This window comes from Acidovorax sp. DW039 (assembly GCF_037101375.1).
Lineage (GTDB): Bacteria > Pseudomonadota > Gammaproteobacteria > Burkholderiales > Burkholderiaceae_C > Acidovorax.
Window position 1 is genome coordinate 2291239 of record NZ_AP029019.1, and the last position, 18851, is coordinate 2310089.

The 18851-nt window shown below is 64.1% G+C and carries 16 protein-coding genes and 1 tRNA gene; 9 read left to right on the forward strand and 8 right to left on the reverse strand.

What is annotated here, in order from left to right; translation table 11 throughout:
- Window positions 1-4 precede the first annotated feature (4 nt).
- The 5 genes from AACH87_RS10165 (at window position 5) to AACH87_RS10185 (ending at window position 3886) form a co-directional block, all read left to right on the forward strand.
- The gene (locus AACH87_RS10165) at window positions 5-1021 is read left to right on the forward strand and encodes an NADP-dependent oxidoreductase (protein WP_338798696.1); all 1017 of its coding nucleotides are present in this window, start codon (window positions 5-7) and stop codon (window positions 1019-1021) included.
- A 38-nt stretch (window positions 1022-1059) separates the two neighbouring features.
- On the forward strand, window positions 1060-1557 hold the full coding sequence (locus AACH87_RS10170; RefSeq protein WP_338798917.1) for a GNAT family N-acetyltransferase: 498 nt from the start codon (window positions 1060-1062) through the stop codon (window positions 1555-1557).
- A 25-nt stretch (window positions 1558-1582) separates the two neighbouring features.
- Window positions 1583-2518, forward strand: a complete 936-nt coding sequence (locus tag AACH87_RS10175) for a glutathione S-transferase family protein (protein ID WP_338798697.1) — start codon at window positions 1583-1585, stop codon at window positions 2516-2518.
- 72 nt (window positions 2519-2590) lie between these two features.
- On the forward strand, window positions 2591-3499 hold the full coding sequence (locus tag AACH87_RS10180; protein WP_338798698.1) for an SDR family oxidoreductase: 909 nt from the start codon (window positions 2591-2593) through the stop codon (window positions 3497-3499).
- 183 nt (window positions 3500-3682) lie between these two features.
- Window positions 3683-3886, forward strand: a complete 204-nt coding sequence (locus AACH87_RS10185; RefSeq protein ID WP_338798699.1) for a hypothetical protein — start codon at window positions 3683-3685, stop codon at window positions 3884-3886.
- A 307-nt stretch (window positions 3887-4193) separates the two neighbouring features.
- Here the strand turns inward: AACH87_RS10185 and AACH87_RS10190 are convergent.
- The 7 genes from AACH87_RS10190 to gabT all read right to left on the reverse strand — a co-directional run bounded on the left by AACH87_RS10190 (window position 4194) and on the right by gabT (window position 11693).
- Window positions 4194-4267: transfer RNA gene (locus tag AACH87_RS10190), tRNA-Gly, on the reverse strand.
- Window positions 4268-4319: 52 nt separating this feature from the next.
- On the reverse strand, window positions 4320-5810 hold the full coding sequence (locus AACH87_RS10195) for an NAD-dependent succinate-semialdehyde dehydrogenase (protein WP_338798700.1): 1491 nt from the start codon (window positions 5808-5810) through the stop codon (window positions 4320-4322).
- Between the two features lie 138 nt (window positions 5811-5948).
- Window positions 5949-6776: an ABC transporter permease gene (locus AACH87_RS10200; protein ID WP_338798701.1), complete on the reverse strand. Its 828-nt coding sequence runs from the start codon at window positions 6774-6776 to the stop codon at window positions 5949-5951.
- A gap of 26 nt (window positions 6777-6802) precedes the next feature.
- On the reverse strand, window positions 6803-8065 hold the full coding sequence (locus AACH87_RS10205) for an ABC transporter permease (RefSeq protein WP_338798702.1): 1263 nt from the start codon (window positions 8063-8065) through the stop codon (window positions 6803-6805).
- 87 nt (window positions 8066-8152) lie between these two features.
- Window positions 8153-9184, reverse strand: coding sequence for an ABC transporter substrate-binding protein (locus AACH87_RS10210; RefSeq protein WP_338798704.1), 1032 nt, complete (start codon window positions 9182-9184; stop codon window positions 8153-8155).
- 80 nt (window positions 9185-9264) lie between these two features.
- Entirely contained in the window at window positions 9265-10362 is a 1098-nt protein-coding gene (locus AACH87_RS10215) for an ABC transporter ATP-binding protein (RefSeq protein WP_338798705.1), read from the reverse strand.
- Window positions 10363-10400: 38 nt separating this feature from the next.
- Entirely contained in the window at window positions 10401-11693 is a 1293-nt protein-coding gene (gene gabT / locus AACH87_RS10220) for a 4-aminobutyrate--2-oxoglutarate transaminase (RefSeq protein ID WP_338798918.1), read from the reverse strand.
- Between the two features lie 208 nt (window positions 11694-11901).
- On the opposite strand from gabT, the gene AACH87_RS10225 reads away from it, so the two are divergent.
- A complete protein-coding gene (locus AACH87_RS10225; protein ID WP_338798706.1) occupies window positions 11902-13326 on the forward strand; it encodes a PLP-dependent aminotransferase family protein in 1425 nt (474 codons plus the stop codon).
- Between the two features lie 104 nt (window positions 13327-13430).
- Here the strand turns inward: AACH87_RS10225 and AACH87_RS10230 are convergent, their stop codons facing one another.
- On the reverse strand, window positions 13431-14792 hold the full coding sequence (locus AACH87_RS10230; RefSeq protein ID WP_338798707.1) for a CitMHS family transporter: 1362 nt from the start codon (window positions 14790-14792) through the stop codon (window positions 13431-13433).
- 305 nt (window positions 14793-15097) lie between these two features.
- Here AACH87_RS10230 and AACH87_RS10235 point away from each other — a divergent pair, with 305 nt between their 5' ends.
- From AACH87_RS10235 to AACH87_RS10245, 3 genes are read left to right on the forward strand one after another with little or no spacing between them, the layout of a single operon-like run.
- A complete protein-coding gene (locus tag AACH87_RS10235) occupies window positions 15098-15868 on the forward strand; it encodes a response regulator transcription factor (protein ID WP_338798708.1) in 771 nt (256 codons plus the stop codon).
- A complete protein-coding gene (locus tag AACH87_RS10240) occupies window positions 15855-17471 on the forward strand; it encodes a sensor histidine kinase (protein WP_338798709.1) in 1617 nt (538 codons plus the stop codon). The genes AACH87_RS10235 and AACH87_RS10240 overlap by 14 nt, the downstream gene beginning before the upstream one ends.
- The gene (locus tag AACH87_RS10245) at window positions 17468-18727 is read left to right on the forward strand and encodes an ABC transporter substrate-binding protein (protein WP_338798710.1); all 1260 of its coding nucleotides are present in this window, start codon (window positions 17468-17470) and stop codon (window positions 18725-18727) included. The genes AACH87_RS10240 and AACH87_RS10245 overlap by 4 nt, the downstream gene beginning before the upstream one ends.
- The last annotated feature ends 124 nt before the right edge of the window (window positions 18728-18851 follow it).

Genomic DNA, 18851 nt, shown 5'->3' on the forward strand with positions numbered 1-18851 from the left:
TTCCATGCCACGCAACCAGCAGATCGTTTTGGACAACCGCCCCCAGGGCGAGGCCGTTGCCAGCAATTTCAAACTGGTGGCCACAGACACCCCCGCGCTGCAACCCGGCCAGGTGCTGGTGCGCCACCATTACCTGAGCCTGGACCCCTACATGCGCGGGCGCATGAACGAGAGCAAGAGCTACGCTGCATCGCAGCCCCTGGGCGATGTGATGATTGGCGGCACGGTGGGCGAAGTGGTGGAGAGCCAGAACCCCAAGTACGCCGTGGGCGACAAAGTGGTGGGCATGGGGGGCTGGCAAGAGTACAGCGTGGTCAACGCCGACCAGCCCGGTGCGCTGCGCAAGGTGGACACCACCCATGTGCCGCTGTCGCACTACCTGGGCACCGTGGGCATGCCCGGCGTGACGGCCTGGTACGGCCTGGTCAAGATCATTGCACCCAAGGAGGGCGACACCGTGGTGGTGAGCGCTGCCACGGGTGCCGTGGGCAGCGCGTTTGCCGCCTTGGCCAAGGCCCGTGGCTGTCGCGTGGTGGGCATTGCCGGGGGCGTGGAGAAGTGCCGCTATGCCACTGAAGAACTGGGCTTTGATGCCTGCGTTGACTACAAGGTGCATGGCGACGTGAAAGCCATGTCCAAGGCGCTGAAAGAGGTATGCCCCAATGGCATCGACGGCTACTTCGAGAACGTGGGCGGCTGGATCATGGACGCTGTCATGCTGCGCATGAACGCCTTCAGCCGCATCGCCCTGTGCGGCATGATCGCGGGCTATGACGGCGCACCGCTGCCCATGGCCAATCCGGCGCTCATGCTCATCAACCGCATGAAGGTCGAGGGCTTCATCGTCAGCGAGCACATGGAAGTCTGGCCTGAGGCACTGAAGGAACTGGGCACGCTGGTGGGCACCGGCAAGCTGCGCCCCCGCGAAACCATTGCCCAAGGCATTGCCGCCGCGCCCGAGGCTTTCCTGGGCCTGCTCAAGGGCAAGAACTTTGGCAAGCAACTGGTCAAGCTGATCTGATGGCTACAGCAGAGACATCGCCACCCAGCACGGCCGGTATGCCCAGCGCGCCCGCTTTGCGTTGGCAGTGGGCCCGCTTCGACGATCTGGGCGTGCACGCATTGCACGATGCCCTGGCCTTGCGCTGCAAGGTGTTCATCCTGGAGCAGGGGCCTTATCAGGATCCGGACGGAGCCGACAAGCATTCCTGGCATCTGCTTGGCTATGACGATGCGGGTGCATTGCAGGCCTGCCTGCGCGTGGTAGACCCTGGCGTGAACTACCCGGAGCCCTCGATTGGCCGCGTGGTCACCGCCAAGGAAGCCCGGGGCAATGGCACAGGCCGCGCGCTGGTGACCGAGGGGCTGGCACGCTGCCAGGCGGTATGGCCGGGCAGGGCTGTGCGCATCAGTGCGCAGGCCCACCTGCAGCGCTTTTACGGCAGTCTGGGTTTCGTTGCCGTGTCGGACGAATATCTGGAAGATGATATTCCCCACATCGAGATGCTGTGGACGCCGCCGTCTCAGCCCACCTCCATGCATTCAGTAGCCCGGTAGCCAACGCTGTACAGGAGAGCCCGCCATGACCGCCCTGATCCTTCACCACTATCCCTCGTCGCCCTTTGCGCAAAAGATCCGGTCGGTGCTCGGGTTCAAGCAGCTGGCGTGGAAGTCCGTCATCATCCCCAGCATCAGCCCCAAGCCCGATCTGGTGGCGCTGACGGGCGGCTACCGCAAGACCCCTGTGCTGCAGGTGGGGGCTGACATTTACTGCGACACCGCACTCATCTGCGATGTGCTGGAGCACACGCAGCCCGAGCCCGTGCTGTATCCGCCGCACCTCAAGGGCGTGTCCCGCGTTTTTGCGCAGTGGGCTGACAGCACCCTGTTCTGGGCCGCAATGGCCTACAACCTGCAGCCCCAGGGGGCCGAGATGCTGTTTGCCAGCCTGCCACCGGCGGCTGCGCAGGCCTTTGCAGAAGACCGCAAGGCCATGAGCGCAGGCATGGTGCGCCAGCGCCCGCAGGACGCTACGGCGGCCTACCGCTCTTACCTGCGGCGCATTGCCCACATGGTGGAAGAGCACGACTTTTTGTTTGGCACAGACCCCTGCGTGGCCGACTTTGCGGCCTACCACCCGCTGTGGTTTACGCGCCGTGTGGTGCCGTTGATGGACAGCATTTTTGACGCCACCCCCGCCGTGCTGGAGTGGATGGACCGCATGGAAGCCCTGGGCCAGGGCCGCATGGAGAAGTTCAGCGCGGCCGATGCGATCACCGTGGCCGCCGGGGCGGAGCCCTTGCCCCTGGTGGGCGATGTGTTCCAGGACGAGCACGGCATTGCGCTGGGCAGCACGGTGCAGATTGCGGCAGAGAGCTTTGGCACCGAGGTGACCGAGGGCGAGCTGCTGGCAGCCACCCGCACGCGCTACACCCTGCGCCGCACCGACCCGCGCGCTGGCACCGTGCATCTGCATTTCCCGCGCATCGGGTATGTGATGAAGAAGGCGACTGCCTGAGCGCAAGACAGAGCTACGCGCCGCACACAGCGACGGGCGGCGCGTCCCACAACAAAATCAAGGAGACAACAGATGATCGACAACTTTGCAGGCAAGACCGCAGTCCTCACCGGCGCGGGTTCGGGCTTCGGGCTGGAGTGCGCCCGCATCGGTGCCCGGCTGGGCATGAACCTGGTGCTGGTGGATGTGCAGCAGGATGCTCTGGACGCCGCTGCGGCTGAGATGCAGGCGGCAGGCAGCCAAGTGCTGGCCCGCAAGGTAGATGTATCGAACGCCGCGGAGATGGAGCAGCTGGCCGCTGATGTGCAGCAGCGTTTTGGCGCGCCGCATCTGGTGTTCAACAACGCGGGTGTGGGTGCAGGCGGCCTGGTGTGGGAGAACTCGGTCAAAGACTGGGAGTGGGTGCTGGGCGTCAACCTGTGGGGCGTGGTGCATGGCGTGCGCCTTTTCACCCCCATGATGCTGGCCGCTGCACAGTCTGACCCCACCTGGCGCGGGCATATCGTCAACACCGCCAGCATGGCGGGCCTGCTCAATGCACCCAACATGGGCATCTACAACGTCAGCAAGCACGCCGTGGTCGCCTTGTCTGAAACGCTCTACCAAGACCTTTCACTGGTCACCGACCAGATCGGTGCCAGCGTGTTGTGTCCCTTCTTTGTGCCCACGGGCATCAACCAGAGCCACCGAAACCGCCCAGGCGAACTGGCGGCCAGCAAGCCCACCAAGAGCCAGCTCATCGGCCAGGCCATGAGCGACAAGGCCGTGGGCAGTGGCAAGGTGACTGCCGCCGAGGTGGCACAAAAGGTGTTTGACGCTGCAGCCCAGGGTCAGTTCTACATCTACAGCCACCCCAAGGCTCTGGCCTCAGTACAGACGCGCATGGAAGACGTGATGATGGGGCGCAACCCCACCGATCCATTTGCGGCCAAACCTGAACTGGGTGCCCAATTGCGTGCGGCCCTGCGCAGCGGGGATTGATTGAATGGCGTTCTGGCGCTTTACCCATAAGCGCTGGCAGCTACTGAATTCATAGCGGGAGTGCGGTTTCTTGTCGCGTTGGCTCGCGGTCGAGGCTGAGGGCGCATGCCCGCTGGTGGCTCAGCCTGATTTTTCCGGTCCGGCAGGCCCCATACTGGTGTCTTTTGAACCCGAGGAGACATCATGAGCCAGGACCCCAACATCACCTTGGCCCGCGGCCTGTACCAGGCCTGCAATCTGGCGACGGCGCAGATTCAGGAGGCGCAAAGTCTGGCCAAGGAACTCTTCCCTGGGGCAGAGCTTTCGAAGGCGGAGATTCTGGGCATCGCGCAGATCATCGCCATCAACCACGCCGCCCAGGCTGGCGCCAAGCCCACTGGTTTCTGACGGACGGAGTGCATCGCGCGCGGCAAAAAAACAGCCCGCACGAAGCGGGCTGCAAAGGTTTACCCCCTACCAAACAACCGAGACTCCATGAGAGATCAGGGGCTCGGGTCCATTGGCTCCACAGCCTCTGCTGCTCATGTGCCTGTAATTTAGAGCGAGCCCGGCCCAGTGGCAACGAAGAAGATCAGCTATGCATAGAAGCAATCTGATCTGGACGCGCTCCTGGCAAAGCAGAAACGTGGGCCATCAGCCCCAGCAGAAAAGCAAAAAGCCTGATGGCTTGGGGCACATCAGGCTTTGAGAAATCTGGAGCGGGTGAAGGGAATCGAACCCTCGTATGAAGCTTGGGAAGCTGCCGTTCTACCATTGAACTACACCCGCACAGCCGTCCATTATAGGGCCCCGCGCCCGTGTTCAGGGCGGGGCAGGAATCTTACTTCTGAATGTCTCCCAGGCACAGGTACTTGATTTCCACATAGTCGTCCATGCCGTAGTGCGAGCCTTCCCGGCCCAGGCCGGATTGCTTGACGCCGCCGAAGGGCACGTGCTCTGTGGCCAGGATGCCCACGTTGATGCCCACCATGCCGTATTCCAGGGCTTCGCCCACGCGGAAGATGCGGCCCACGTCGCGGCTGTAGAAGTAGCTGGCCAGGCCAAACTCGGTGGCGTTGGCGGCGTCAATGGCTTCTTGCTCGGTCTTGAACTTGAATACGGGGGCGAAGGGGCCAAAGGTTTCCTCGCGGGCGCACAGCATGTCGGCGGTTGCGCCTGCCACCACGGTGGGCTCGAAAAACTGGCCTGAACCCAAGCTGCTGAGGCGCTTGCCGCCGGCTACCACCTGGCCACCCTTGGCGAGTGCGTCGTCCACATGGCGCTGCACTTTGGCAAGCGCTGCCTCTTCAATCAGCGGCCCCTGGTTCACGCCATCTTCAAAGCCGTTGCCCACCTTGGCAGTCTTCACCTTGGCGGCAAACTTGGTCACGAACTCGTCATAGACACCTTCTTGCACATAGAAACGATTGGTGCACACACAGGTTTGCCCGGCATTGCGGTATTTGCTGGCGAAGGCACCTTCTACGGCGCTGTCCACGTCGGCGTCATCAAACACGATGAAGGGCGCGTTGCCGCCCAGCTCCAGCGACATCTTCTTCACGGTGGGGGCTGACTGCGCCATCAGGATGCGGCCCACTTCCGTCGAGCCGGTAAAGCTGATGTGGCGCACCACGTCGCTGGCGCACAGCACCTTGCCGATGGCGATGGAGTTGCTGCTGTCAGCCGTCAGGATATTGAGCACGCCTGCCGGAATGCCTGCGCGGATGGCCAGCTCACCCGCAGCAAGGGCGGTGAGGGGGGTCAACTCTGCGGGCTTGATGACCACAGGGCACCCTGCGGCCAAGGCGGGCGCGACCTTGCGGGTGATCATCGCCAGTGGAAAGTTCCAGGGCGTGATAGCGGCGCACACGCCTATGGGCTGCTTGAGTACCAGCAGGCGGCGGTTGTTGTCGAACTGCGGCAGCGTCTCGCCGTTGACGCGCTTGGCTTCTTCGGCAAACCATTCCACAAAGCTGGCTCCGTAGGCCACTTCACCCTTGGCTTCTGCAAACGGCTTGCCTTGCTCTGCAGTCATGATGCGGGCCAGGTCGTCCTGGTGTGCCATCAGCAGGTCAAACCATTTGCGCAGGATGCCGCTGCGCTCTTTGGCCGTCTTGGTCTTCCAGGGGCCCCAGGCGGCATTGGCGACAGCAATGGCGGCTTCGGCATCCTGCGCGCCCATGTTGGCTACATCAGCCAGCTTCAGGCCGGTGGCGGGGTCATGCACGTCGAAGCGGCTGGTGCCCTGAAGCCACTGGCCATTCACCAGGGCCCCCGTCTTGAGCAGGGAGGGGTCATTCAGCAGGGCGAGGGGGGATGTCTTCATGTCCATGGAAGGTCTTTCAAAAAGGAATTTCTGTAGTGTGTATGACGGCCTCTTCAATGCATTTTCGGCCGTGCGGGTGGCCCAGGTATGTCACAGAAGTGAATCCATGCGAGTGAAAGGGCGGTAGCCTGGATGCTGATGCCTTCAGCCCCTGCGGCCCCGCAACCACTCCAGTGCCAGCAGCAAGCTGGTGGTGAACAGGATGAGCAGTGTGGCCACGGCGGCGATGGTGGGGGAGATGTTCTCGCGAATGCCGGTGAACATCTGGCGCGGCAGGGTCGATTGATCGGCCCCTGCGAGGAACAGCGTGACCACCACCTCGTCGAACGAGGTGGCAAACGCAAACAGCGCGCCGGAAATCACGCCCGGTGCAATCACCGGCAGCGTGATGCGAAAGAAGGTGTTGAACGGCGTCTCGCCCAGGCTCAGCGAGGCGCGCACGAGGTTGTGGTTGAAGCCCGCCAGGGTCGCAAGCACCGTGGTCAGCACAAACGGTGCCCCCAGGGCCGCGTGCACGATGATGAGGCCGAAGTAGCTATCTGCCAGCCCCAGCGGCGCGAAGTACAGGTAGGTGGCTACACCCACCACGATGATGGGCACCACCATGGGTGCGATCAGGATCGCCATGATGACACCCTTGAACCGGAAGTCTGCGCGAGACAGCCCCACCGCCGCCAGGGTGCCCAGCACCGTGGCAATCAATGTGGCAGCGGGGGCCACGATAAAGCTGTTGCGCGTAGCCCGTGCCCATTCGGGCGATTCAAACAGGTGCTGGTACCACTTGAGTGACCAGCTGTGGATGGGGTAGGCGAGAAACGAGCTTTCTGAAAAGGACAGCGGCACCATCACGAGGATGGGGGCCAGCAGGAACACCAGAACGGCCACACACAGCGCACGCACCGCCCACCAGCCGAGCTTGTCGGACCAGGTGGCGTAGAGGGGAAACTGAGGGAGTGGGAGCAAGCGAAACATGGTCAGTGCCTTTTTTCTGAAACGGGTTACCCCAGGCTCAATTCGGCCTTGCCGATGCGGCGATACACGCCGTACAGCACCAGCGTGGCAGTGAGCAGCAGCGCGCCCAGCGCGCAGGCCATGCCCCAGTTGATCTCCACATTGGTGTAGCGCGCGATGTAGTAGCTCAGCATCTGGTCGTCGGCCCCTCCCAGAAGCGCAGGCGTGACGTAGTAGCCAATAGCCAGGATGAACACCAGCAGTGCGCCAGCGCCCACGCCCGGATAGGTTTGCGGTACGTACACCCGAAAGAACGCCGCGATGGGCGAGCTGCCCAGCGACACGGCCGCGCGCAGGTAGGTGGGGGGCACGCTCTTCATCACGCTGTACAGCGGCAGGATCATGAACGGCAGCAGGATGTGCACCATGGCAATCACCACGCCTGTGCGGTTGAACAGCAGGGCCAGTGGCTCGTTGAGGAAGCCCAGCCCCATCAGGCCCCGATTCACCAGCCCTTCGGACTGCAACAGCACGATCCACGCCGCCACCCGCACGAGGATGGAAGTCCAGAACGGCACCAGCACCAGAATCATCAGCACATTGGCTTTGCGGGCAGGCAGGGTGGCCAGCCACCAGGCCAGCGGATAGCCCAGCAGCAGGCACACGATCGTGACCACCAGGCTGATGTGAAAGGTGCGCAGCAAGATGCCGCCAAAGGCGCGCTGCTCTTCGGGCATGCGCTGCACATGCCCTTGGGCATCGCGCTGCAGGTCGACCGAGGCGAGCAGGTAGTCTGGCGTCCAGCGCGCCCCGTTCTTGGCAATGGCCTGCCACAGTGCAGGTTCGCCCCAGCGGGCATCTTTGTCCAGCAATTGGGCGCGGATTGCGTCCGGCCCGCCTTCCATGGGCTGGGCGCGGTAGGCCCCCATGATGAGCGAGCGGGCACCGGGCACGTCGGTATTGAGCCTGCGGGCCAGTGCACCTGCGTCTGAGCTGTCGGGCAGGTGGCCCAGGTCTTGAATCAGTGCAGCATAGGCGCTGGCAGAGGGGGCCTCCTTGCGGTCCCATCCGTCCAGCGCCCGCACGGTAGCGGGCAGCGCATTGGCTACCTCGGGGTTTTCTACCGCACGCTGCAGCAGTGCCACGATGGGCACCAGCAAGGTCAGCAGCAGAAACACCAGCAATGGCAGGGTCAGCGCGAAAGCGCGCCACTTGCGCCGGGATTCTGCACGCGCCAAGGCCTGGCGCAGGTTGCCCTGCGCTTCGCCAGAATGTGCACTGAGGGAGGGGGAGGCCAAAGTGGCTTGCATGGTGTATTGCTCTCTGCGATCCGATGGACTGGCCCGGGTACGCCGCACGCAGCAGGTGCGGCGCATTCCGGGCAAAGGCTCAACCTGTTACTGGGTTGCCCAGGCGGCGAAGCGTTTCTCCAGCGCCTCGCCCTGGTCGGCCCAGAAGCCCACGCTGAACTGCAGCGCTTCCTTGGCGTTGGTGGCCGATGTGGGCAGGTCATCCAGCACCTTTTTGTCCAGCGTCGCCAGGGCCTTGGTGTTGGCGGGGCCGTAGGCAATGTTCTGGGCATAGGCCGCTTGTTGTGGCGTTTGCATGGTGAAGGCGATGAACTTCAAGGCAGCGTCCTTGTTGGGCGTGCCCTTGGGAATAGCCCAGTAGTCCAGGTCGTAGATGCCGCCGGGCCAGTAGATCTTGAGGTTGCGGCCTTCGCGGTTGGCCGCGTCAATGCGGCCGTTGAACACCGTTGTCAGGGCCACATCGCCAGCCACCAGGAACTGGGGGGCCTGTGCGCCAGCCTCCCACCACTGAATGTGGGGCTTGAGCTCGCTCAGCTTCTTGAAGGCGCGGTCGGCCCCGTCTTTGGTGGCCAGTACTTTGTAGACGTCTGCGGGCTTCACACCGTCGGCCAGCAGCGCAAATTCGAGGTTGTAGCGTGCGCCCTTGCGCATGCCGCGCTTGCCGGGGATCTTCTTCACGTCCCAGAAATCCGCCCAGCTCGTTAGTGGGGTCTTGAGCTTGTCACCGTTGTAGGCCATCACGGTAGACCACACGAAGATACCGACAGCGCACTCGTTCACGGCGGCAGGCAGCAGGTCAGCCTTGGGGAGGATCTTGCTGTAGTCGAGCTTTTCATACAGGCCTTCATCGCAGCCACGGGCTGCGTCGGGCGATTCGACTTCCACCACGTCCCAGGTGACCTTCTTGGTTTCCACCATGGCCTTGACCTTGGCCTGCTCGCCGTTGTATTCCACGGCCACGATCTTGTTGCCCAGCTTTTCATAGGGCTCGTAGAAGGCCTTCTTTTGCGCGTTGGCGTTGGCTCCGCCAAAGTTCACAACGGTGAGCTGCTGCTGTGCCAGGGCGGGCAGGGCAAAGCAGGCGGCCAGGGCAGCGCAGGCGATCAGGCTTTTTTTCATGGTGCGTTTTCCTTGAAGGGGAGAGAGTTGCGGAAACGGGAAGTGGGAAATGGGAGAGCTCAATGCAGCCAAACGCTTTTTTAGAGCGTATAGATACGGGTGGATTCAGGGGGAAACTCCAGCAGCACCTTTTCGCCGGGCTGGGGATGCGGGTTTGCATCGGCACGGGTCAAAGGCAGCTTGACGCAGGCCTGTTGCTGGCCTGCGCCGATGTCGCACATCAGCCGCAGGTGGTCGCCGTAGTAGATGGCTCCTGCAACGGTGGCGGCAAGGGCGTTGAGCGCCCCGGTGGTGTGCGCGGGGTGCAGCACGATCCGCTCGGGGCGGATGCAGGCCTCGGCCGGTGCACCTTGTGGGGCATTGTTCACGTTGGTGCCGCGCAGCCATTGCCCGCTGGGCAGTTGCAAGGCGGCTTGCGTGCCCGTGCCTTGCACTGTGCCCGTGAGTACGGTGCTGTCGCCCACAAAGCCCGCCACAAAGCGGTTGCTGGGGGTTTCGTACAGGTTTTCCACGCCGTCCAGCTGCTGGATGATGCCTTCGTTGAACACGGCCACGCGGTCGCTCATGGTCAGGGCCTCGCCCTGGTCGTGCGTCACGTAGACGAAGGTGACACCCAGCTGCCGGTGCAGCTCTTTCAGCTCGATCTGCATGTGTTCGCGCAGCTGCTTGTCCAAGGCCCCCAGGGGCTCGTCCATCAGCACGAGCTGGGGGTTGAACACCAGGGCCCTCGCCAGCGCCACACGCTGCTGCTGCCCACCCGACAGGCGGGCGGGCAGGCGGTCTGACATGCCAGACAGGCGCACCATGTCCAGCGCTTTTTTCACGCGCTCTGCCTGTTCGGCTTTGGGTACTTTTCGCACCGTCAGCGGGTAGGCTACGTTTTCGCCCACTGTCAGGTGGGGAAACAGCGCGTAGTTCTGGAACACCATGCCAAAGTTGCGCTTGTGCGGTGGCGTGCCGGTGATCTGCTTGCCATTGAGCAGAATGTCGCCCGAGGTGGGGGACTCAAACCCGGCCAGCATCATCAGTGTTGTGGTTTTGCCCGAGCCCGAAGGCCCCAGCAGGCTCAGAAACTCGCCGCGCTGGATGTCCAGGTTGAGCGCACGCACTACCAGCTGCTCACCGTCGTAGGTCTTTTGCACGCCGCTGAAGCGGACAAGGGGTTCTGCGTGTGTCATGGGGTGTCCTGTCAGGTTCAAACCGTACGAGTGGTGGCTCAGCCCACGGCGGCAAAGCTGTCTGCCAGGATGGCGAGGCCTTCTTCCAGCAGCTCGTTCGACGCAGTCAGTGGCACCAGGATGCGGATCACGTTGCCATAGGTGCCGCACGACAGCAGGATGAGACCGCGTCGGGCCGCCTCGGCCACCACCTTCTTGGTCAGGGCGGCGTCGGGACGGTGCGGGTCGCCGTTCTCAAACAGCTCGATGGCCACCATCGCGCCCAGGCCGCGCACATCGCCAATGGCGGGTACCTTGGCGGCGATGGCCTTGAGCCCGCGCACCAGCAGTGCGCCCATGTCCTGGCTGCGTGCCAGCAAGCCTTCCTTTTCAAATGCGTCAATCACGGCCAGAGCAGCTGCACAGGCCACAGGGCTGCCCGCGTAGGTTCCGCCCAGCCCGCCAGCGGCAGGCGCATCGATGACCTCTGCCCGGCCCACCACGCCAGACAGCGGGAAGCCCCCTGCGAGGGACTTGGCGGTGGTGATGAGATCGGGCGCGACGGGCCACTGCTCGCACGCAAACCAGGTGCCTGTGCGGCCTGCGCCGGTCTGCACCTCGTCGGCAATCAGCAGAATGCCGTAGCGGTCGGCCAGGGTCTTGAGACCGCTGATGAACTCGGCAGGTGCCACGTAGAAGCCGCCTTCACCTTGCACGGGCTCCACAATGAAGGCCGCCACACGCTCGGGCTCAATGTCGTTCTTGAAGATCAGCTCTACCGAATGCAGGGCCTGCTCCACGCTCACGCCGTGCAGTGCGTTGGGGAACAGGGCGTGGTACACCTCGCCGGGGAAGGGGCCAAAGCCCAGCTTGTAAGGTGCAACCTTGCCGGTCAGCCCCAGGGTGAAGTTGGTGCGCCCGTGGTAGCCGCCGGTGAACGCTATGACGCCGGGGCGGCCTGTGTGGGAGCGGGCGATCTTGATGGCGTTCTCCACCGCCTCTGCACCCGTGGTCAGCAGCAGGCTCTTCTTGGCAAACGCGCCGGGGGCCAGCGTGTTCAGGCGCTCGCACACCTCCACGTAGGGCTCGTAGGCCACCACCTGAAAGCAGGTGTGGGTGTAGTGGTCCAGCTGGGCTTTGACGGCATCGATCACGCCAGCGTGCAGGTGGCCGGTGTTGAGCACCGCAATACCCCCGGCAAAGTCGATGAAGCGGCGGCCTTCCACGTCCCACAGTTCCGAGTTGAGTGCCTTGTTGACAAAGATTTCGTGGGCTTGCCCCACGCCCCGTGCCACGGCTGCGTGGCGGCGGGCGAGGAGGGCGGCGTTGGTGAAGTGGCGGTCTTGTTGCATGATGTCCAGCAGCTTGTTGATGAGGAATGGACTGGATTCTGGAAGTCGCGCCACATACCGTCCATGTACACCGCAGCCCTGTTTGGCGCGAACTGTGCAGGTCTAAAATCCTGTACAGGCATTCCCTGATTTGGTGTGCGCCAAGACGGTGCAAAATGCGCCCCCATTTTTTTGCCGCCCCCTCTTTTCCCTTGATTGGTTTTGCTTGATGCTCACTCTCAGTCCGGACAGCCAGACCCCCTTGGTCGGTCAGATCGTGGATGGTCTGCGTGGCCTGATTGCCGGGCAGGTGCTCAAGCCCGGAAGCAAGCTGCCCTCCATCCGGGCCTTTGCCGCATCGCATGGCGTGAGCGTATTCACGGTGGTGGAGGCTTACGACCGGCTCGTAGCCCAAGGCTGGCTGGTGTCGCGGTCCAACGCCGGTTTTTTCGTCAAGCGGCGGGGGGACGATGTGGCGCCCTCTTTGGGCGCAGGGCAAGAGCGCCCCGTGCCCCGTTTTGATGCGCGCTGGTATCTCAAGCAGATTTTTGAAAACCGCAACCTCCCCCTCAAGCCCGGTTGCGGCTGGTTGCCGCACGACTGGCTGTTTGGCGATGCGGTGCGGCGCAGCATGCGGCAGCTTTCTTCGGATGGCCCGGAGCTGGACGGCTACGGCCTGCCGCATGGGCACATGGCGCTGCGCATGGTGGTGGCGGAGTCGCTGGCGGAGCACCATCTGGCGGTAGATGCCGACCAGGTGCTGCTCACGCAGGGCTCCAGCCAGGCGCTGGATCTGGTGGCGCGCCGCCTGGTCAAGCCTGGTGATGTGGTGCTGGTGGACGACCCCGGCTATCCCAACCTGACCTTCATGCTGCGCTTTGCGGGCGCTCATATCCTGGGCGTGCCCCGCACCGCCACGGGGTATGACCTGCCTGCGCTGGAGGCCTTGCTGGCCGAGCACAAGCCCAAAGCCTTCTTTACCCAGCCACGGCTGCAGAGCCCGACCTGCTCGGTGGCCTCCATGGCGCATCTGCACCGCCTGCTGCAACTGGCCGAGCAGCACGATTTCATGCTGGTGGAGAACGATATCTACGCGGACATGGACCCTACGTCCCGGCCCTCGCTGGCCAGCCTCGATCAGCTCCACCGCGTGGTGTATGTGGGCAGCTATTCCAAGACCATATCGCCCAACCTGCGCACCGGTTTTGTGCTGGCCCGGCGCGATCTGCTTGACGAACTGGTCCAACTCAAGATGGTCTCTGGGCTGACTTCGTCCGAGATCACGGAGCGGCTGACCTTTGGGGTGGTGACCGATGGGCGCTGGCGCAAGCACCTGAAGTCGCTGCGCGAACGTCTGGCCGAGGCGCACCAGCAAGTAGGGCGCAGGCTGGACACGCTGGGTTTTGAGCTGTTCCACGAGCCCGAGGCGGGCATGTACCTATGGGCGCGGCACCCTGATCTGCCCGACAGCGCAGAGCTGTCCAAAGAAGCCACGGGGGCGGGCATCATGTTGGGGCCGGGGCAGCTCTTCCTGACGGAATCGCGCCCCACGGGCTGGCTGCGCTTCAACGTGGCCTTCAGCCTGGATGAGCGGCTGTGGAGTTTTCTGGACCAGAGCATGGTGCGCGCCCGGCATGCCCAGGCAGCGCAGTAGCGCAGCTCTTTATTGCCGACAACGCACCATGAATGCCCTGCCGCGCCGCCGGGGCGCGGGCGGCAGCAAGTCACTGCGTGGGCGGTGCCACGCAGTGAGGGGTATCAGTGGGCCGCGACCACGCTGCCCATGATGGGGAACAGACCCAGCAGCAGGCAGGCTCCCATCAGGGCGAGCGACACCAGCGTGGCCCATTTGAGGGTGAAGCGCTGGTGATCGCCAAAGTCCACCCCTGCCAGCGACACCAGCAGGTAGGTCGAAGGCACCAGAGGGCTCAGCAGGTGCACGGGCTGGCCAATCAGCGATGCGCGGGCCATCTCCACCGCACTCACGCCGTAGGCCTGTGCGGCCTCGTTCAGGATGGGCAGCACGCCAAAGTAGAACGCGTCGTTGGACATGAAGAACGTCAGCGGCATGCTCAGCAGTGCCGTGATGGTGGGCATGTAGGGCCCCAGACTCTTAGGGATGGCTGCCAGCAGCCCGCGGGACATGGCTTCCACCATGCCCGTGCCTGACAGGATGCCGGTGAAGATGCCTGCGGCAAAGATCAGTGCCACCACGGCCAGTGCGTTGGTGGCGTATTCGGCCACCACCTTGCGCTGGTCGGCTACGTCGGGGTAGTTGATGACGATGGCCACGGCAAAGCCCACCATGAACAGCACAGGCAGCGGCAGCAGGCTCATGATGAGCGCCACCATCAGCGCGGTAGTCAAGGCCAGGTTCACCCACAGCAGGCGGGGGCGGCGCATGTCAGCGCTGTCGGGGCCTGCGATGGTGGGCAGATGTTCGCCCGTGCTTTCTTCGTCCGCTTCCATGGCAGCGATGGTGTCGCTGGCTGGCAGGCTGACGCTGCCCAGGCGGCGGCGTTCGCTCAGGCCCAGGAAGAAAGCCACACCCAGCAGCGCCACGATGGCCAGGCCCATGGCAGGCACCATGGGGACGAACACGTCCGCAGGGTCCACATGCAAGGCACTGGCGGCGCGGGCCGTAGGGCCGCCCCAGGGCGTGAGGTTCATGATGCCGCTCGCTATCAGTGCCACGCAGGTCAGGCTCAGCGGGTTCATCTTGAGCCGCTTGTACAGCGGCAGCATTGATGCAATCGTGATCATGTAGGTGGTGGAGCCATCGCCATCGAGCGAGATGAGCAGCGCGAGCACCGCCGAGCCCATGACGATCTTGAGCGGGTCGCCCTTCACGATCTTGAGAATGACGCCGACCACCGGGTCAAACAGACCGGCATGGATCATCACGCCGAAGTAGAGGATGGCAAACATCAGCATCACACCCGTGGGCGCAATCTTGCGGATGCCGTCAAGCATCATGCCGCCCATGGTGGGGGCGAACCCACCGATGGCGGCAAATACGATGGGGATGCTGATCAGCGCCACCAGGGGCGAGAGCTTGCGCGTCATGATCAGCGTCATGAAGGTCAGCACCATGCCGAATCCAAGCAGGGTCAGCAGCATGGCAGGGGTCTCCTTGTGGGTGTCATCGGGGATTCCGTTCAGAGCAGGAAAACAAAGCAAAAAAAGCGGCTGCTATGGCCGCTACGCTGGGTTGCCCATGTGCAGAAGGATCTGCACCGCCGCCCGGCGATGGGGGTGAACCTTAGGTTTTCACTCTGTCGTGCGCCTGTCGTGCCCAAAAATCGAGGGTATCCACTTATAGGGTAAACCCTTGGTTGTAGGTGGCTCGTGAAACAATAGAGGGTTAGACGGTGCGTGCGCCGTACGGTCTTGCCCTTGCTCTACTTTCTTTCCTTTTTGCAGCCATGCGCATCCTCCTGGTAGAAGACGACCCCGATCTGGCCGAGGCCGTGGTGCGCCGCTTGCGCAGGCAGGGGCATGCGGTGGACTGGCAGTCTGATGGACGCAAGGCCCTGGAGGTGCTGGGCTACACCGCGTTCGATCTGGTGCTGCTCGATATCGGCCTGCCAGGGCTGGACGGGCTGAGCCTGTTGGCGCAATTGCGCAGGCAGGGCAACAAGACGCCCGTGCTCATGCTGACCGCCCGATCGGACATTGAAGACCGGGTCAACGCTCTGGACGAGGGCGCGGACGATTACCTGGACAAGCCGTTTGACTTTCGCGAACTGGATGCCCGCTGCCGGGCGCTGCTGCGCCGCCCGCAAGGGCAGGCCGCAGGCCGCTGGGACGTGGGAGGGCTGGTCATCGACAGCGCTGCACGCCGCGTCAGCCTGCAGGGCGTGGAGCTGGACTTGCCCCACCGCGAATACAGCCTGCTCGAAATTCTGGTGGGCCGCCTGGGCCGGGTGGTCAGCAAGGATGAGATTGCCGGTCGCCTTTTCAACTTTGACGAAGACGTGGGCCTGAACGCCATCGAGGTCTATGTGGGCCGATTGCGCAAGAAGCTTGCGACCAGCAGCCTGCGCATTGCCACCGTGCGCAGCGTGGGTTACCGGGCCGATGTGCTGCCGAACGAAGGTGATCCGGTGCCTTCAACGTCAGAGGGCGCAGGCGATGCACAGGCACCGCAGTCCCCCACGATGACGACCGTCGTGCCATCCGATGCACCCCGCTGACAGCAGCTCGCCTGCCTCGCCCAGCCTGGTGCGTACGCTGCCTGCGGTGCGGCACACCTTGCTGCGCGCGATTTACGCGCTGTTTGTACTGGCCACGGTGGTTTTGTTTTTTGCAGCGCGCAGCTACGGCCAACGCGCTGCGGATGGGTCGTACGACCATCTGCTTCAGGCCTCGGCCTTGTCGATGGCAGACAGCGTGGCCTTGGTGCAGGGCCAGTGGCAAGTGGACCTGCCCTATGCGGCCCTGGATGTGCTGGCCATGGCCCCTGAAGACCGGGCGTTTTATCGCATCGTGGGGCCAGACGGGCGCACCATCACCGGGTATGACGACCTTCCCGCGCCACCGGCAGGTTTGCCCTCAGATGCGGCGGCCAAGCCCCTGTTTTTTGACCAGGGCTATCGCGGCCAGTTGGTGCGTTTTGCCATGGTGCCACGCTACATTGCGGGCGGTGCCGGGGCAGGGCTGGTGTGGGTTCAGGTGGGGCAGACCCGGCTGGCCCGTGATGCGCTGGCGGCAGACATTGTGCTGCGCGCCACGGCCGCCATCGTTGCGTTGATGGCCGGGGTGTTCTGCCTGTTGTGGCTAGGCGTACAGCGCGCCTTGCGGCCCTTGGCATTGCTGGAGCAGGAGTTGCTGGCACGGCCCGCATCGGCCCTGCATCCGGTGACCAGCCCCGTGCCGCAGGAGCTGGCGCAGACCGTGCGTGCGCTCAACGGCTTCATGCAGCGCCTCTCGGTCAATCTGGATGCGCTGCGCACCTTCATTGCCGAAGCCGCGCACCAGATGCGCACCCCGCTGGCGGCGCTGATCGCACAGGCACAGGAAGGGCTGGACGATGACGACCCCGCAGCCCAGCGGCAAAGCCTGCAGGCGGTAGAGCGCAACGCACTGCGCTTGCGGCGCTTGCTCAACCAGTTGCTCAGCGATGCCAGCGTGACGCATCAGGACCAGTTGCAGCGTTTTGCGCCGGTGGATTTGCTGGTGCTGTTGCAGGAAGCCCTGCACGACGTGGTGCCCCGCGCCGAACCCCGCCCTGTGGTGCGCTTGTGGTGGCAGCCTCATGTGGATGCTGAAAGATTTTTGCTATCAAAAAATGAGCTGCTTGCGATTGATTATCAAGCGCTGGAGCCTGAAAAGATACCTGATGAAAGCCCCGCAGCCTGGATGATGGGCGATGCGCTGATGCTGCGCGAGGCCTTCAAAAACCTGGTGGACAACGCCCTCAAGCATGGGCGACCTGAACAGGGGCCCGTGGATGTGACGGTGTCTGCCGAACTGGATGCCGCGACAGGGCTGGCGCACTGGTGTGTTGCGGTGGACGACTGCGGCCCCGGTGTGCCGGACGCCGAGCAGGCGCGGATGTTTGAGCGCTTTGCGCGGGGCGCGGGCGCGGCCCCGGGCGGTGCGGGCCTGGGGCTGGCAATTGTGCAGCGCGTGGTGCTGGGCCACGGTGGAACCCTGCAGGCGGGGCATCGCAAGAGCGAGCCTGCTGGCACGGTGGTGGGGTGGCGGGTGTGCATGCGTTTGCATGCCCAGGTGCCGCAAGAAACGGGCGCTGGGGCAGAGCCCGCGTCTCCCTCCGTTAGGAGAGGTATTGCATGAACAAGATCGACCTTCGCCCGCAGCGCTCGCTTGAAAGTACCGCCCCTGCCGCATCACGCCGCCGCACGCTGGCGTTGCTGGGCGGGGTGGCCCTTGCGGCCTCACCCTGGTGCCGTTCGGTCACTGCGGAGGCATCCATGGCAGCACCCGCTTCGGTCACCCGGTTTGCGGCCCCCGAGCGCGAGGAGGCCGTGCTGCGCATTGACAGCTCCACCGACACGGTCCTGTTTGCCCCCGCCATCCGCGACTTTCAGCGCCTCCACCCCAGTGTCACCGTCTGGTACGCAGACCGGCAGAGCCTGGACATGCATGCCCGGGCGCTGGCCTTTGCCGCTGCAGCGCGATCGGGCAGTGCCCTGGGTCGCCCAGAGATTGCAGTGCCGGAGGATGCGCCCGATCTCATCATCAGCAGCAGCCCCGACTTGCAAACCCAGCTGGCCAACGACGGGTTGGCCTGGGGGCACCAGTCGCCCCAGACGCGGGAACTGCCCGAGGGGGCGCACTGGCGCAGAGAGGTGTTCACCCTGGGGGCTGATGCCGTGGTCATGGCCTACAACCCGCGCCTTTTGCCCGTAGCGCAGGTGCCACGTACCCGGGGGCAGCTGCTGGCCCTGTTGCGCCAGCCTGGCAGTCCGCTGCAGGGCCGCATCGGCATGTACGACGCCACCCGCAGCGGCCTGGGCTACCTGCTGGCTACGCAGGACTCGCGCTTTGACAGTACGGCCAGCGTGCTGCTGGCGGCGATGGGAGAGGCGGGCGTGCGCCTGGGGGACCACATTGAGCCCTTGCTGGACCGGCTTGAAAAGGGCGAACTCGCGCTGGTTTACAACGTGCCCGCGTCTTACCCGCTGGCGCGCATGGACGCTGGTGCCAGCCTGCGGGTGGTGGTGCCCGAGGACTACACGCTGCTGACCACCCGGGTCGCCCTCATCCCCACCACGGCCCCGCACCCCGAGAAGGCAAGGCCTTTTCTTGACTACCTGCTCTCCCCTCAAGGGCAGGCCGTGCTGGCGCGGGATACACGTCTTTTGCCAGTGCGCCAGGCTGTGGCTGCGGCGCGCGATGGGCGTGCTTTGGCGCTGCCCGGGCGTGTGGGGGCTGCCTCGGCACTCTCTGCTGCTTCTGCTGAGGTAGCTCCCGGCAGCAGCGCCTGGCGCTTGCTGTCGCCCGGCCTGGGGCTGCTTGCGTATCTGGACCCGCTCAAGCGGCAGCGCTTTCTGCAAGCCTGGGCCACCAGCGTGCAGCCCCGCAAGTGAGCGCGGCTGACCCGTGCGGGCGAGGGCTGGCGGGTGACGTCTGCCAGCCAATACGCCAGCCGATGCGTGCAGATAACGGTGAGATAATTGAAGGTTCCGAACCCCGTTCCAACCCTTTTCCTAG